The 13,301-nt window shown below is 73.2% G+C and carries 12 protein-coding genes; 9 read left to right on the forward strand and 3 right to left on the reverse strand.

Annotated elements, in window-relative coordinates; translation table 11 throughout:
• The first annotated feature begins 246 nt into the window (after positions 1-246).
• The 4 genes from AB0D01_RS20875 (at position 247) to AB0D01_RS20890 (ending at position 3,985) form a co-directional block, all read left to right on the forward strand.
• The gene (locus AB0D01_RS20875) at positions 247-1,521 is read left to right on the forward strand and encodes a serine hydrolase domain-containing protein (RefSeq protein ID WP_363057318.1); all 1,275 of its coding nucleotides are present in this window, start codon (positions 247-249) and stop codon (positions 1,519-1,521) included.
• 59 nt (positions 1,522-1,580) lie between these two features.
• Positions 1,581-2,042, forward strand: coding sequence for a GNAT family N-acetyltransferase (locus AB0D01_RS20880; protein WP_363057320.1), 462 nt, complete (start codon positions 1,581-1,583; stop codon positions 2,040-2,042).
• A 56-nt stretch (positions 2,043-2,098) separates the two neighbouring features.
• Positions 2,099-2,617, forward strand: a complete 519-nt coding sequence (locus tag AB0D01_RS20885; RefSeq protein ID WP_363057322.1) for a SigE family RNA polymerase sigma factor — start codon at positions 2,099-2,101, stop codon at positions 2,615-2,617.
• Positions 2,618-2,722: 105 nt separating this feature from the next.
• Complete coding sequence (locus tag AB0D01_RS20890) at positions 2,723-3,985, forward strand: hypothetical protein (RefSeq protein WP_363057324.1); 1,263 nt, start codon at positions 2,723-2,725, stop codon at positions 3,983-3,985.
• Positions 3,986-4,027: 42 nt separating this feature from the next.
• Here the strand turns inward: AB0D01_RS20890 and AB0D01_RS20895 are convergent, their stop codons facing one another.
• Positions 4,028-5,752 (reverse strand): bifunctional 3'-5' exonuclease/DNA polymerase, encoded by a 1,725-nt coding sequence (locus AB0D01_RS20895; RefSeq protein ID WP_363057326.1) that lies wholly within the window; start codon positions 5,750-5,752, stop codon positions 4,028-4,030.
• A 105-nt stretch (positions 5,753-5,857) separates the two neighbouring features.
• Between AB0D01_RS20895 and AB0D01_RS20900 the strand changes: the two genes are divergently transcribed.
• Positions 5,858-7,033 (forward strand): DUF2786 domain-containing protein, encoded by a 1,176-nt coding sequence (locus AB0D01_RS20900; protein ID WP_363057328.1) that lies wholly within the window; start codon positions 5,858-5,860, stop codon positions 7,031-7,033.
• Positions 7,034-7,057: 24 nt separating this feature from the next.
• Here AB0D01_RS20900 and tatA read toward each other — a convergent pair whose 3' ends face one another.
• Positions 7,058-7,222, reverse strand: a complete 165-nt coding sequence (tatA, locus tag AB0D01_RS20905; protein WP_363057330.1) for a Sec-independent protein translocase subunit TatA — start codon at positions 7,220-7,222, stop codon at positions 7,058-7,060.
• Positions 7,223-7,340: 118 nt separating this feature from the next.
• Here tatA and AB0D01_RS20910 point away from each other — a divergent pair, with 118 nt between their 5' ends.
• Both AB0D01_RS20910 and AB0D01_RS20915 read left to right on the forward strand, forming a co-directional pair.
• Positions 7,341-9,404 (forward strand): FUSC family protein, encoded by a 2,064-nt coding sequence (locus tag AB0D01_RS20910; RefSeq protein WP_363057332.1) that lies wholly within the window; start codon positions 7,341-7,343, stop codon positions 9,402-9,404.
• A 117-nt stretch (positions 9,405-9,521) separates the two neighbouring features.
• Positions 9,522-9,767: a DUF397 domain-containing protein gene (locus AB0D01_RS20915; protein WP_363057334.1), complete on the forward strand. Its 246-nt coding sequence runs from the start codon at positions 9,522-9,524 to the stop codon at positions 9,765-9,767.
• Between the two features lie 172 nt (positions 9,768-9,939).
• On the opposite strand, the gene AB0D01_RS20920 is transcribed toward AB0D01_RS20915, so the two are convergent.
• Positions 9,940-10,437 (reverse strand): ATP-binding protein, encoded by a 498-nt coding sequence (locus AB0D01_RS20920; protein WP_363057336.1) that lies wholly within the window; start codon positions 10,435-10,437, stop codon positions 9,940-9,942.
• Positions 10,438-10,811: 374 nt separating this feature from the next.
• Between AB0D01_RS20920 and AB0D01_RS20925 the strand changes: the two genes are divergently transcribed.
• Entirely contained in the window at positions 10,812-11,675 is an 864-nt protein-coding gene (locus AB0D01_RS20925) for a helix-turn-helix transcriptional regulator (protein ID WP_363057376.1), read from the forward strand.
• 92 nt (positions 11,676-11,767) lie between these two features.
• On the forward strand, positions 11,768-13,225 hold the full coding sequence (locus AB0D01_RS20930) for an aldehyde dehydrogenase family protein (protein ID WP_363057338.1): 1,458 nt from the start codon (positions 11,768-11,770) through the stop codon (positions 13,223-13,225).
• Positions 13,226-13,301: the final 76 nt, after the last annotated feature.

The following is a 13,301-nucleotide window of genomic DNA, read 5'->3' on the forward strand; positions in this document are numbered from 1 at the left end:
TGGGGGGTTGGTGGTTCTTCGGGGAGGGGTGAGGGCATGGGGTGGTGGTTTTTGTCAATGCTTGGATGGGGGTCCCATGGGCATGTGACCAGGGGTTCTGTCAATTCTTGGTTTCTCGGTGAGCGGGTCGGAATTTCCTTCTTCGAATTCGGCGCGGGAATTTAGATCGGAGTCGCCGGTCGGAAGGGGCGGGGATACGTTGGAGGGGTGGGGCGGGCCGGGCGCGGGACGGGTTGGAGGCCGGGCATGAGCACTTCGACATTCGGCGGCAGGGCGCGCGGCGGGGCGCGCGGCAGGGCGCGGTGGATCGGTGTGGCGGCCGCGCTGGGGTTGCTGGTCCCCGGCGGGGCCGCCGTGGCGTACGCGGGGCAGGCGGGACACGCGGGGCAGGCGGGGGACGCCGCCGCGCCGCCCGCGGCGGTGGCGGCGCCGTCGGAGGAGTTCCCGCGGCTCACGCCGGCCGTGGCGGCGAAGCTGGACGAGGCCGTGCGCGAGGTGCAGGCGCGGGCCGCGATCCCCGGGGTGATCGTGTCGCTGTCGGCCCCGGGCAAGGGGGAGTACGTCCGGGCGTTCGGGGTGGCGGACAAGGCCACGGGCGCGGCGATGACCCCGAACCTGAACATGCGGATCGGCAGCGAGACCAAGACCTTCACGGTGACGGCCCTGCTCCAGCTGGTGGACCAGGGCAAGGTCGGCCTGGACGACCCCATAGGGAAGTACGTCTCCGGGGTCCCGAACGGCGACCGGATCACCCTGCGCGAGCTGGCCGGCATGCGCAGCGGCTTGTTCAACTACTCCGAGGACGAGGACTTCTTCAAGGCGCTGACCAGCGATCCGCGGCGGGAGTTCACCCCGCGGGAGCTGCTGGCGTACTCCTTCAAGCACCCGGTGAACTTCGCGCCGAACGCGAAGTTCCAGTACTGCAACACCAACCTGATCCTGCTGGGGCTGGTGGTCGAGAAGATCGGCGGGCAGCCCCTCGCCGCGTACATCAACGAGCGGGTCTCGAAGCCCGCCGGGCTGCGGCACACGCTGTTCCCGGTCGGCGCCGAGTTCCCGACCCCGCACGCCCACGGCTACACGAACCAGACCGCGGACGGGAAGACCGCGGACGCCACCGACTGGAACCCCTCCTGGGGGTGGGCGGCCGGCGCGATGATCTCCGACCTGCCGGACCTGCGGAGCTGGGCGAAGACCCTGGCCACCGGCACCCTGCTCACGCCCGCGACCCAGGCCCAGCGGCTGAAGGTCAGCCCGGCGGGCAACCTCCCCGACACCGGCTACGGCCTGGGCATCTTCAACGTGGACGGCTGGATCGGCCACAACGGCTCGCTGCCCGGCTACCAGTCCCTGACGATCTACCTGCCCGCCGAGCAGGCCACGCTCGTGGTGCTGCTCAACACCGACACCGCCTACGAGGGGGCCGAGCCCAGCACGCTCTTCGGCGAGGCCATCACGAAGATCGTCACCCCGGAGCACGTGTACCGACTGCCGTCCCAGGGGGCCACCCCCGCGCACTGACCCGCGCACCGACCCGCCCGCCGGACCCGCTCGCGCCCCCCGCGCGCACAATGGCTGCCATGCAGACGAACGGTGTGGTCATCAGGGTCGCCGCGGAAGCGGATCTCGACGTGGCCGCGGAACTCTTCCGCGGCTACCTCGACTTCTACGAGGTGGACGTCGAGGACGAGGGGCGCCCCCGCGCGTTCCTCGCGGAGCGGATCGCGAAGGACGAGTCGCTGGTGCTGCTCGCCGAGGTCCCCGGCGTGGGGACGGTCGGCTTCGCGCAGGTCTACCGGGTGTTCTCGTCCCTGACCCTGCGCACGGCGTGGCTCCTCAACGACCTGTACGTCGCCCCGTCCGGCCGCCGCACCGGCGCCGGGAGGGCGCTGCTGCGCGAGGTGCTGGACCGGGCGAAGGAGGCCGGGGTGGCGGGCGTGCAGCTGGAGACGGCGTACGACAACCACGTGGCGCAGGGCCTGTACGAGTCGGAGGGCTTCGTCCGCGAGGAGTTCCACGTGTACTTCCACGATCTCGGCTGAAACATTTCCGCACGGCCATCGCGTCAAGGGGGTGACACGGACGCGAGGGGGAGTGCATGCGACAGGGCCGCAGAGACGGTTTCCGTGAGTTCGCGGCGGGCCGATCGGGACACCTGTACCGGTCGGCGTGTCTGCTGGCGAGCGGGGACACGCATCTCGCCGAGGACCTGGTGCAGGAGACCCTGGGGCGGATGTACCTGCTCTGGGGGCGGATGTCGCGCGTGGAGCACCCGGCGGCGTACGCGCAGACGGTGTTGGTACGGGTCTTCCTGACCCACCGGCGCCGCCGCTCGTCCGGGGAGCGTCCGGTCGGGGACTTCCCCGAACCGGACGGGCGCCCGGCGGGTTCCGGCGCCGATCCGGCGCTGCGGCTGACGCTGCTGGAGGCGTTGGGCCGGTTGGCGCCCAAGGACCGGGCCGTGTTGGTGCTGCGGTACTGGGAGGACCGCAGCGTCGAGGAGACCGCCGAGGCGATGAAGGTCAGTTCGGCGGCCGTACGGACCCGCTCGTCGCGGGCGCTGAACCGGCTGCGCGAGCAACTCGGCGGGAGCCTGACCGAGTTCGTGGGCCACTGAGCGGGCGAGGGCCGAAGCCGGCCGCGCTCCGTGCCGTTCAGCCCCTCTCCGTCTCCCGTCCCGCACGTCCCATCCCCCGGCCCCACGCGGAAGGTTTCGTTCCCCATGTCCTTTGACGATGAACTCGGCGAAGCCCTCCGCGGCGTGGGCGCCGGATTCACCCCCGATCCGCACGCCCTGGTCGAGGCCGGGGAGCGACGCGGACGCCGACTGGTGGCCCGGCGCAGGGCCGCCGTCGCCGGCGGATCGGTCCTGGCCCTGGCCCTGGTCGGGTCCCTCGGGGCCTGGAGCGGCGGCCTGATCGGCGGCTCCGACGGGGCCGACGTCGCCTCGGCCCCCACCCTGCCGGGCCGCGGCCCGGTCCGCTCCGGACCGCCGCCCGGCGAACGGGCCGGGAGCGGCGCCGTCACCGCCGCGCAGTTGATCGACGTACTGCGCTCCCTCACGCCGGGCCCGCGGCTCACCGACACCTGGGGCCGCGGCACCGAGGACCCCGGCCCCGCCGCCGCCGGGATCCTCGACGACGGCGGGGGGAGGGGCTCCATCGGGGTCAGCCTCGGCCGGATCGACCCCGCCGGGAACATCGCCCGCGACCTGACCACCTGTCCCCGGCACGAGGACGTCGGCTTCGACTCCTGCGTCGAGCAGCCGCAGCCCGACGGCTCCCGACTGCTGCTGATCCAGGCGTACGACTACGACGACCACCGCAAGTCCGTGAAGAACTGGCGGGCCACCCTCGTCACCCCCCAGGGCTTCGTCGTCGACGCCAACGAGAGCAACGCGGCGCAGAGCAAGGCGTCCCCGGTCACCCGGCCGGAACCGCCCCTGACCATGGACCGGATGAAGGCGCTCGTCCTCTCCGAGAAGTGGCGGCCCGCGCTCCAGGACCTGCCGCCCGCCCCCTCGGAGAGCCGGCCGCCCGCCGGGCAGGGCGAACCCGACGCGAAGAACACCCTCGAACACCTGCTGCGCGGCTACGGCATCCCGGTCGTCGACCGGGGCGGTGACGGCGGCTACGGCTACGTCGTCCTCGACGACGGCAAGGGCGGCTCGCTCGTCGAACTGAGCATCAAGCGCCCGGCGGACGGCAGGGACGGCAGCACCGGCGCCGACTTCTCCTCCGGCACGACCGCCCAGCCCCTCGGCGTCCTGATGAAGACCTCGCAGGGCCCCGCGCGGGGCGCCCCGTCGGGAACGGTCGAGTGGACCGTCGACACCCTCCGGTCCAACGGCGTACGCGTCACCGTCAGCGTCTACAACGCGCACCGGCAGACCGGCGCCCCCTCGCGGGCCGTGCCGGCGCTCACGATGGAGCGGCTGAAGGAGGTCGCGCTCAGCCGGAAGTGGCCCGAGGTGGTGGGGCGCTGAGGGGGCGCCGGCGGCGGGGGTCCGGGGGCGGACGCCGGCGCGCTACTTCGCGTCGGCGTAGCACTCCACGACCGCCGTGGTGAACGGGAAGCGGACCGGGGTGTCGCCGAAGGCGATCCGGCCCGCCCGCTCCCCGGCCTCGCGGATCGCCTCCACGACGGCCTGGGCCTCCTCGGCGGGGCAGTGCACGATCACCTCGTCGTGCTGGAAGAACACCAGCTCCGCCCGCATCCCCGCCGCGTCCAGGGACTGGCGCAGCGCGGCGAGCATCAGCAGGGCCCAGTCGGCGGCGCTGCCCTGGACGACGAAGTTGCGGGTGAACCGGCCGCGGGCGCGGGTGTCGGAGGAGGCGTAGCTCGGTGTCCAGGCGTCCTCCCGGGAGCCTTGTTCCTCCCGGGAGGCGGGGCCCTCCTGCGGGATCCCGGCCTCGCCGTCGTCCTCGGCGCCGGCGGCGCGGGCGGGCGGCGGGGAGGTGCGGCCCAGCCAGGTCCGCACGAGGCGGCCCTCCTCGCCGGCGCGGGCGGCGTCGTCCACGTAGGCCACGGCCAGGGGGAAGCGGCGGCGGAGCGCGGCCAGGTTCTTCAGGCCGTCGCCGGAGGTCTGCCCGTAGACGGCGCCGAGCACGGCCAGCTTGGCCTTCTCCCGGTCGCCGGCGAAGGTCTGGCGGGAGATGGCCGTGTAGAGGTCCTCCGGGCGCCCGGCCACCTCCATGAACGCCGGGTCCCGGGAGATCGCGGCCAGGACCCGGGGCTCCATCTGGTCGGCGTCGGCCACGACCAGGCGCCAGCCGGGATCGGCGACGACGGCCCGCCGGATCACCTTCGGAATCTGGAGCGCGCCCCCGCCGTTGGTCACCCAGCGGCCCGTGAGGGTGCCGCCCGGGACGAACTCGGGGCGGAACCGGCCGCCGTGCACCCAGTCGGCGAGCCAGCCCCAGCCGTGCGCGGTGTAGATCCGGTACAGCTTCTTGTAGGCGATCAGGGGCTCCACGGCCGGGTGGTCGACCTCCTGGATCTCCCAGCGGCGGGTGGAGCGCAGCCTGATGCCGGCGCCGGCGAAGGCCTTGATGACGTCCGCGGGCAGCTCGGGGCGGACCCGGCGGCCGAACGTGGCGGAGATCTCGTCCGCCAGCTCGGCCAGCCGGCGGGGCTCGCCGCCGCCCGCGTAGCGCTCGCCGAGCAGTTCCGTGAGCAGGGAGCGGTGTACGTCGGCCCGCCAGGGCAGGCCCGCGCGGTGCATCTCGGCGGCGATCAGGAACGCGGCGGACTCGGCGGCGGTGAGCAGGCGCAGCCGGTCGGGGTGGGCGGTGGCGGCGTGCCGGCGGGCTTGGTCGGCGTGGATCGCGAGGAGGGCGTCGAGGGGGACGGGGACGCCGGTGCCGGGGTCGAACAGGGAGTCCTGCGTGCCGGGCTCCGCCGCGCGCTGCGGGGGGTCCGGGGGGACGGGGGCGTTCGTGAGCCGGGCCCAGGCGGCCGCGGCCGAGCGGGGTTCGCCGTAGCGGCCCTCGTGGCCGAGGAGCAGCAGCTCGGCCACCTCCACGTCGTAGCAGCGGTCCACGCGGAGGCCGGCGGCGAGGAGGCCGGGGTAGACGGCGGCGGTGGAGCGCCAGATCCAGCGGGTGGCGCAGGGGGCGGAGCGGATCGCTTCCGCGGGGGTGCGGTGGCGGGTGGCGGCCGTCGCGGGGCGGCCGGGGAGGGGCGCGGGCGCGGCGTGCCACCAGCCGTCGGCGTCCTCGGCGAGGGCCCAGGGGGTGGGGTGGTCGCTCACGGGGCGAGTGTCTCACCGGGGTCTGACAGTTCGCCCTGGTCGGGCGGCCGTCGGCGGGGTGGGCCGGGGCGCGGGGGGTTTCGGGGGGCGTGCCAAGCTGAGGGGGTGAGTGAGTACGTCGGGATCGTCGACCGGGCCTTCGGGGCCGCCCTCTACGCGCGCGATGACGCCGGGCTGGACACCGGGGCCTCCGTGTTGGCCGCCGACGCCGGGCGCTGGGGCGGGGTCGGGTGCGAGTTGCTCCGGCGCGGCGAGGCGTACGTACGGCAGGCCTGGGAGCGGGGGTGGCGGCCGGCGGACGTGCTGCGGCTGGTGCGCCGGGACCTGGACGGGATCCACGTCGGCATCACCGAGGACCTGATCGCGGCCGAGGCGCGGCGTTACGCGCGGCTGCCCGAGCGGTGGAGCGACGCCGAGGTCTGGTGGTCGGGGGACGAGGCGTACGCCGACGGGCTCGCCCGACGCGTCAGGGCGGACCGGTTCACGCTGTCCACCGCCCTGCTGGAGGTGTTCCGGCTGCTGATCCGGCTGCCCTCCATCGAGCCGGTCGGGCCGGTGCCGGGCGACCCGGCCGGGGACGCCCTGGAGCACGCGCACATCGAGCCGCGCATGCTCGGCCGCATCCGGGCCCTGCTGGCGAAGGCGGAGGCGACGGACTACCCCGAGGAGGCGGAGGCGCTCAGCGCGAAGGCGCAGGAGCTGATGGTCCGGCACACGGTGGACGAGGCGCTGCTCGCGGTGCGCGCAGGCGCTCCCGCGCAGGTGCCCGGGGCCTGCCGGATCGGGGTGGAGCCGCCGTACGAGGAGGCGAAGGCGGTCCTGCTGGACGCGGTGGCGGGCGCGAACCGCTGCCGGGCGGTGTGGAACGGGGCCTTCGAGTTCTCCACCGTGGTCGGCTTCGAGAGCGATCTGGAGGCGGTGGAGCTGCTGTACACCTCGCTGCTCGTCCAGGGCACGGCGGCGATGACCCGGGCCGAGGCCGCGCAGCGCGCCGGCGGACGCAAGCGGACCAAGACCTTCCGGCAGTCCTTCCTGCTGGCCTACGCCAGCCGGCTCGGCCGGCGGCTCGCCGAGACGGCCGAGCACACCGCCGCCGAGGCCCCCGACCACCTGCCCGCCTTGGTGGCCCGGGACGTGGCCGTCGGGGCGCGGGCCGACGAGATGTTCCCCCGGACGACCACCACCCGCCTGCGCGGGGCCACCGACCACGCGGGCTGGGAGGACGGCACGGCCGCCGCCGACGCCGCCCACGTGGGCGGCGGGCGGCCGTCCCTGCCGTAGGCCGACAGGGCCCGGGGGCGCGCCCTACGGGGTGTCCTCCGTACGCATGGCCTTGGCCTCCGACTTCAGGATGCGCATCGAGCGGCCCAGCGAGCGGGCCGTGTCGGGGAGCTTCTTCGACCCGAAGACCAGCAGGCACACCACCAGGACGACGATCAGGTGCCAAGGCTCTACGGCGTTGCGGAGCATGGACGTTCCACCTTTCGGACGATGGTCGCGCCCATGGAACCTTCTCCGGGCATGACGTGACAAATCTGAAGAAGTCCTGAAGAAAGGGGTGAGTGGGGAGGGAACGTATGGTCTGGGCATGAGTTGGCTTCGGGCGCTGAAGGAGACCGCCCGCTCGGGCATGACCATCGAACGGACCGCGCTGGAGCCCCTCGTCGCGCTGCGCGCCACCGCGGGGCTCGCGCTCGTCATCGGTCTCGGCCTGGCCTTCCTGGGGCCGGGGGCGGCGACCAGTTCCGCCTTCGGCGCCTTCATGGCGGCCATCGCCACCTACCAGCCGAGCTGGCGCCCGCGGCCCGTGCTCGCCCTCGCCTCCGGGCTGACCCTGGCCGTCTCCACCTTCGTCGGCTACCTCGTCGGCTCCCGGAACACCGTGGCGTTCCTGCTGCTGCTCGCCGTCTGGACCTTCGTGGCGGGCCTGTGGTGGGCCGTCGGGTCGACGGCGGGCATCATCGCCTCCGGCAACGTCGCGATCATGCTCGTCACGGTGACCCTGCCGACCTCCGTCGCGCAGGCCGCGGGCCACGCCGCGATGATCGCCGCCGGCGGGATCGTGCAGGCCCTGCTGATCGTGCTGTTCCCGGTCCGCCGCTGGGGCGCGCAGCGCGACGCGCTCGCGGACGCCCTCGCCGCCGAGGCCGACTACGCCCGCCGGCTGCGCCACGACCCGGTCGCGCCCTTCGACCCGCAGCCCCTGATGAGGGCCCGGGACGCGGCCGCCGTGACCGCCCGCCAGGCCCGGCGGCGCCCCGCCGAGCTGCACGGGGCGCGCGGGCTCGCCGAGCGGATCCGGCCCGTCCTGGCCTCCCTCGCCGACCCCGCCGTCGGCGCCCCGGCCGAGGGCCCGGCGCGGGACCGCGTACGGGAGCTGCTGGCCGCCGCCGCGACCGTGCTGGACGCCGCCGCGCACACCGTCCGGCACGGGGAGCACGGGGAAGGCGCACGGCGGGTCGCGCCGGCCCTGGCCGTGCTGAAGGCCGCCGAGGCTCCCGAGGCCGCCGAGGCGCTGCGGGGGCCGGCGCTGCGGGCCGCCCGGCGCCTCGCCGCGCTGCTGGACGACGTACGGGAGACGGCCGAGCCCGGCCTCGGGCGCACCGCCGACCCGGCCGAGGCGATGCTGCGGCCCACCCTGCGGGCCCTCCTCGCGCCGGCGGCGCGGGCCGTGCGGGCCGAACTGCGGCCCGGTTCGCCGATCCTGCGGCACGCGCTGCGGGTCACGGCGGCGGTCTGCGCCGGGTACCTGATCGGGCGGGCGCTGCCGTTCGGGCACGCCTACTGGGCGCCGATGGCCTCGGTGATGGTGATGCGCCCCGACTTCACCCAGACCTGGTCCCGGGCCGTGGCCCGCTTCGGCGGCACCCTGGTGGGGGTCGGCGCGGCCACCGCGATCGTGCGGGTGGCGCAGCCCGACACGTACCTGTCCGGGCTGCTGGCCGTGGTCAGCGCGGGCCTGATGTTCGTCCTGATGCGCACCGGGTACGCCGTCGCGCAGACCTTCGTCTCGGCGTACGTGGTCTTCCTGCTCGGCATGGGCGGCGTCCGCTGGGACCAGACGGTGCCCGACCGGATCGCGCTGACCCTCGTCGGCGGGGTGCTCGCGATGGTGGCCTACGCCGTCTACCCGGCCTGGGAGACCCCGCGGCTGCGCACCCGCCTGGCCGACTGGACGGCCGCCGTCGGACGGTACGCCGCCGCCGTGCTCGGGCAGTACGCCGACCCGGCCGGGGCCCGGCGGGCCGATGTCCGCGAGGCCCTGCTGGCGACGCGGGACGCGCGGATCGCCTGGCAGGAGGCGCTCGCCCGGGCGGAGGGGGAGCCGGTGCGCCACCGGGGGCTGTCCCGGGCGGCCGCGGACGGCGCGGGGGAGGCGCTGGCGGCGTTCGGGCGCAACGCCATGTTGCTGGAGGCGCACTTCCCGGACCGGGACGCGGCGCCGGTGCCGGGGGCGGCGGAGCTGGCGCGGGCCCTGCGCGAGGCGACCGCCGAGGGGGCGAAGGCGGTGCGCGAGCGGCGGGTCCCGCGGTGGGAGGGGCTGCGCGCGCTGCGGGCCTCGTGGGACGCCCCGGAACCGGGCGTGCTGCGCGGTGCGTCCGAACAACTGCTGGAGGCACTGGACGAGCTGTCGGAGGCACTCCGTCCGTAACGATGTTGCTCAGTGATGAACCGGACACCCCGCGTGCACGTGCATCTGCCCATGCATGCAGTTATGAACACAGCTATGATCCGGTGCAGTTGACATCTGCACTATCGGGGGCTTCCTGTGGACCACGCGTACAACGGGATGGCAGCTGCAGAACTCGCTTCCTTGTATGGGCTGACCTGGCAGAAGAGCAAACACAGCAACTCGCAGGGGTCCTGTGTCGAGTTCGCCAGACTGCCCGGCGGCGACGTCGCGATGCGCAATTCGCGCTTCCCCGACGGACCGGCGCTCGTGTACACGCCGGCCGAGATCGAGGCGCTGTTGCTCGGCGTCAAGGACGGGGAGTTCGATCATCTGATCGGCTGATGGAACGGCGCGGAAGAACGCACTGGATCAGGCCATGCACGTGCACTGGCCGGGATTGATCGAAACGATCAAGCCCGGCCAGTCGTCTTGTCCACGCCGTTTCGGGAAGTCCGGATCCCGCCGGACCCGCGGGCCCCGTGCCCCCGGACCCGCCGGCCCCATGGCCCCCGGATCAGTCCGCGAGCATGAACAGCGCCCACACGACCTTGCCGGTCAGGCGCCCGGCGAGCGGGTGCCAGCCCCAGTTGTCGCTGTAGGCGTCCACGAGGAAGAGCCCGCGCCCCGACTCCAGGTCGCAGTTCTCCTCGGTCCGCTCGGGCTCGAAGGCCCCGCCCGGCCGCTCCTCGCTGGGGTCCCGCACCGCGCACACCAGCCGCGTGCTCCACCGCATCAGGTGCAGCCGTACGGCCGCCTCCGGCTCGCCGCCGAGGCCGCCCGGGCCCCGGCCGCCGTCGGGCAGGGCGTGGCGCAGCGCGTTGGTGACGAGTTCGGAGACGACCAGGGAGACGTCGTCGAAGCGGTAGTCCAGGCCCCACTGGTTCAGGGTCGACCTGGTGAACGACCGTGCGCCGCGCACCGCCTCGAAGCGGGCGGGCAGGGCGCACGACGCGGATCCGGAGACAGCCGTGGGGTCGACCGGGGGCAGCCCCTGCCGTAACGGCTCGAGCATGGTCGATCCATTCGTCCCCATGCGAGGCACTCCCGGGATTCGCGGACGAAGCGGCGGCTTGGTCCAAAGAGAACTGCGGGGTGGGTCCGGCGCCGGCGCGAAGTGCACGCAGGTGCGCGGCACCATCGTTCCGAATGGCGCAGCCGGATGCAAGGGCAGATGCACGTGCACGCGCCCGACCCGTCCACTCCCGTGACGGTTCTTGCTCATTTCTTCCTACGCATACTTACGGACTTCTTTTCCGGGACTCCGGATTCCGTTACAGAACGAGTACGGGCCGATGCGTTTTGGTGGCAGACTGCGGGACCGGGGTACGGGGGCCCCGCCGAGGCAAGCGCACACCACGCGCACACATCGCGATGGGGAGGGCAGGACTGGTGACCGCAGAAGCCAGCGGTTCGGTGGTGCGCCGCATCCTCCTGGGCTCACAGCTCAGGCGACTCCGAGAATCCCGCGGCATCACCCGTGAGGCGGCCGGCTACTCGATCCGCGCGTCCGAATCGAAGATCAGCCGCTTGGAGTTGGGAAGGGTGAGCTTCAAGGCCAGAGACGTCGAGGACCTCCTCACGCTCTACGGGGTCACGGACGGCGCGGAGCGGGAGTCCCTGCTCGGACTGGTCCGCGAGGCCAACGCGGCGGGCTGGTGGCACAGTTACGGGGACGTGCTGCCGGGCTGGTTCCAGACGTACATCGGACTGGAGGGCGCCGCGTCCCTCATCCGCATCTACGAGGTCCAGTTCGTCCACGGCCTGCTCCAGACCGAGGCCTACGCCCACGCCGTCGTCGAGCGCGGCATGCCCGGGGCGAGCACCGCCGAGGTCGACCGGCGCGTCGCGCTGCGCCTGGAGCGCCAGAAGGTCCTCGTCTCCGAGAACGCCCCGGTCTTCCACGCCGTCCTCGACGAGGCCGCGCTGCGCCGCCCGTACGGCGACCGAGACGTGATGCGCGGCCAGTTGGAACACCTGATCGAAATCAGTCAGCGGCCCAACGTGCAGCTCCAGGTGATGCCCTTCTCGTTCGGCGGCCACGCGGGCGAGAGCGGGGCCTTCACCCTGCTGCGCTTCCCCGAGTCCGACCTCCAGGACATCGTCTATCTGGAACAGCTCACCAGCGCGCTCTACCTGGACAAGGACGAGGAAGTGGCCCAGTACGGGCGGGCGATGGAGCGACTTCAGGCCGATTGTCCGGACCCCGACAAGACGCGCGATCTCCTGCGTGGACTGCTCCAACTGTCTTGATTCGCACGTACTATGACGTCTGATCAGTGCATGACGACGACCGATCGGTCTCCGGTGCAGCGCAAGGGTGCGCGCTCGCAGTAAGGGATGGCATGTCCATATTCACCGACCTGGCTCACCAGTACATCGACGGCGAATGGCTGGCCGGCACCGGTTCGTGGGACATCATCGACGTCAACCCGTACAACGGGGAGAAGCTCGCGGCCGTCACCGTGGCCACGGTCGAGCAGGTCGACGAGGCCTACCGCGCGGCCGAACGCGCCCAGCGCGAGTGGGCCGCGACCAGCCCGTACGCGAGACGCCTGGTCCTGGAGCGCGCCCTGCGCCTGACGGAGGAGCGCCGCAAGGAGATCGTCGAGGCGATGATCGACGAGCTCGGCGGGACCCGTCCCAAGGCCGAGTACGAGGTCCACCTGGCGATGGACTTCCTGCGCGAGGCGATCCAGCTGGCCGTCCGCCCCGAGGGCCGCATCATCCCCTCGCCGGTCGAGGGCAAGGAGAACCGGGTCCAGCGCCTCCCGGTCGGGGTCGTGGCCGTGATCAGCCCCTTCAACTTCCCCTTCCTCGTCACCCTGAAGTCCGTCGCCCCCGCCCTGGCCCTGGGCAACGCGGTCGTGATCAAGCCGAACCAGAACTCCCCGGTCGCCGGCGGCGGCATCATCGCCAAGCTCTTCGAGGACGCCGGACTCCCGGCCGGCCTGCTGAACGTGCTGATCACGGACATCGCCGAGATAGGCGACGCGATCCTCACCCACCCGGTCCCGAAGGTCATCTCCTTCGCCGGCTCCGACCGCACCGGCCGGCACGTGGGCGCCGTCGCCGCCCGCCACTTCAAGCGCACCGTCCTGGAACTGAGCGGCAACAGCGCCCTCGTCGTCCTCGACGACGCCGACATCGAGTACGCGGTGGACGCGGCCGTCTTCAGCCGCTTCGTCTTCCAGGGCCAGGTCTGCATGGCGGCCAACCGCATCCTCGTCGACGCCTCCGTGGCCGAGGAGTTCACCGCCCGGTTCACCGCCCGGGTCGCCTCCCTGAAGACCGGCGACCCGCGCGAGGCCGACACCCACATCGGCCCGCTGATCAACTCCTTCCAGGCCGACGCCCTGACCGCCCTCGTCGACCAGGCCGTCGCCTCCGGCGCGACTGCCCTCGTACGCGGCTCTACGCGCGGCAACCTGGTCGAGCCCACCGTCCTGGCCGGGCTCCCGGAGGACTCGCCGCTGCTGGGCCAGGAGATCTTCGGCCCCGTCGCCCTGCTGGTGGTCTTCGACGGCGAGGACGAGGCCGTACGCCTGACCAACGCCACCCCCTACGGGCTCAGCGGCGCCGTCCACACCCGGGACGTGGAGCGCGGGGTGCGCTTCGCGCGGCGCATCGAGACCGGCATGATCCACGTGAACGACTCCACCATCGGGGACGAGCCGCTGGCCGCGTTCGGCGGCGAGAAGGCCTCCGGACTGGGTCGCCTGGGCGGCGAGGCCACCGTGGAGGCCTTCACCACGCAGAAGTGGATCTCGGTGCAGCACGGGCGGACGCACTTCCCGTTCTGATCGAGCCTCCCCGCGCCATCGAGGACAGATCCTGACCTCATTCGTCCGTACCGTGGGTCGTGTCAGCAGGAAGCGG

It is taken from the genome of Streptomyces sp. NPDC048606, assembly GCF_040650855.1.
Lineage (GTDB): Bacteria > Actinomycetota > Actinomycetes > Streptomycetales > Streptomycetaceae > Streptomyces.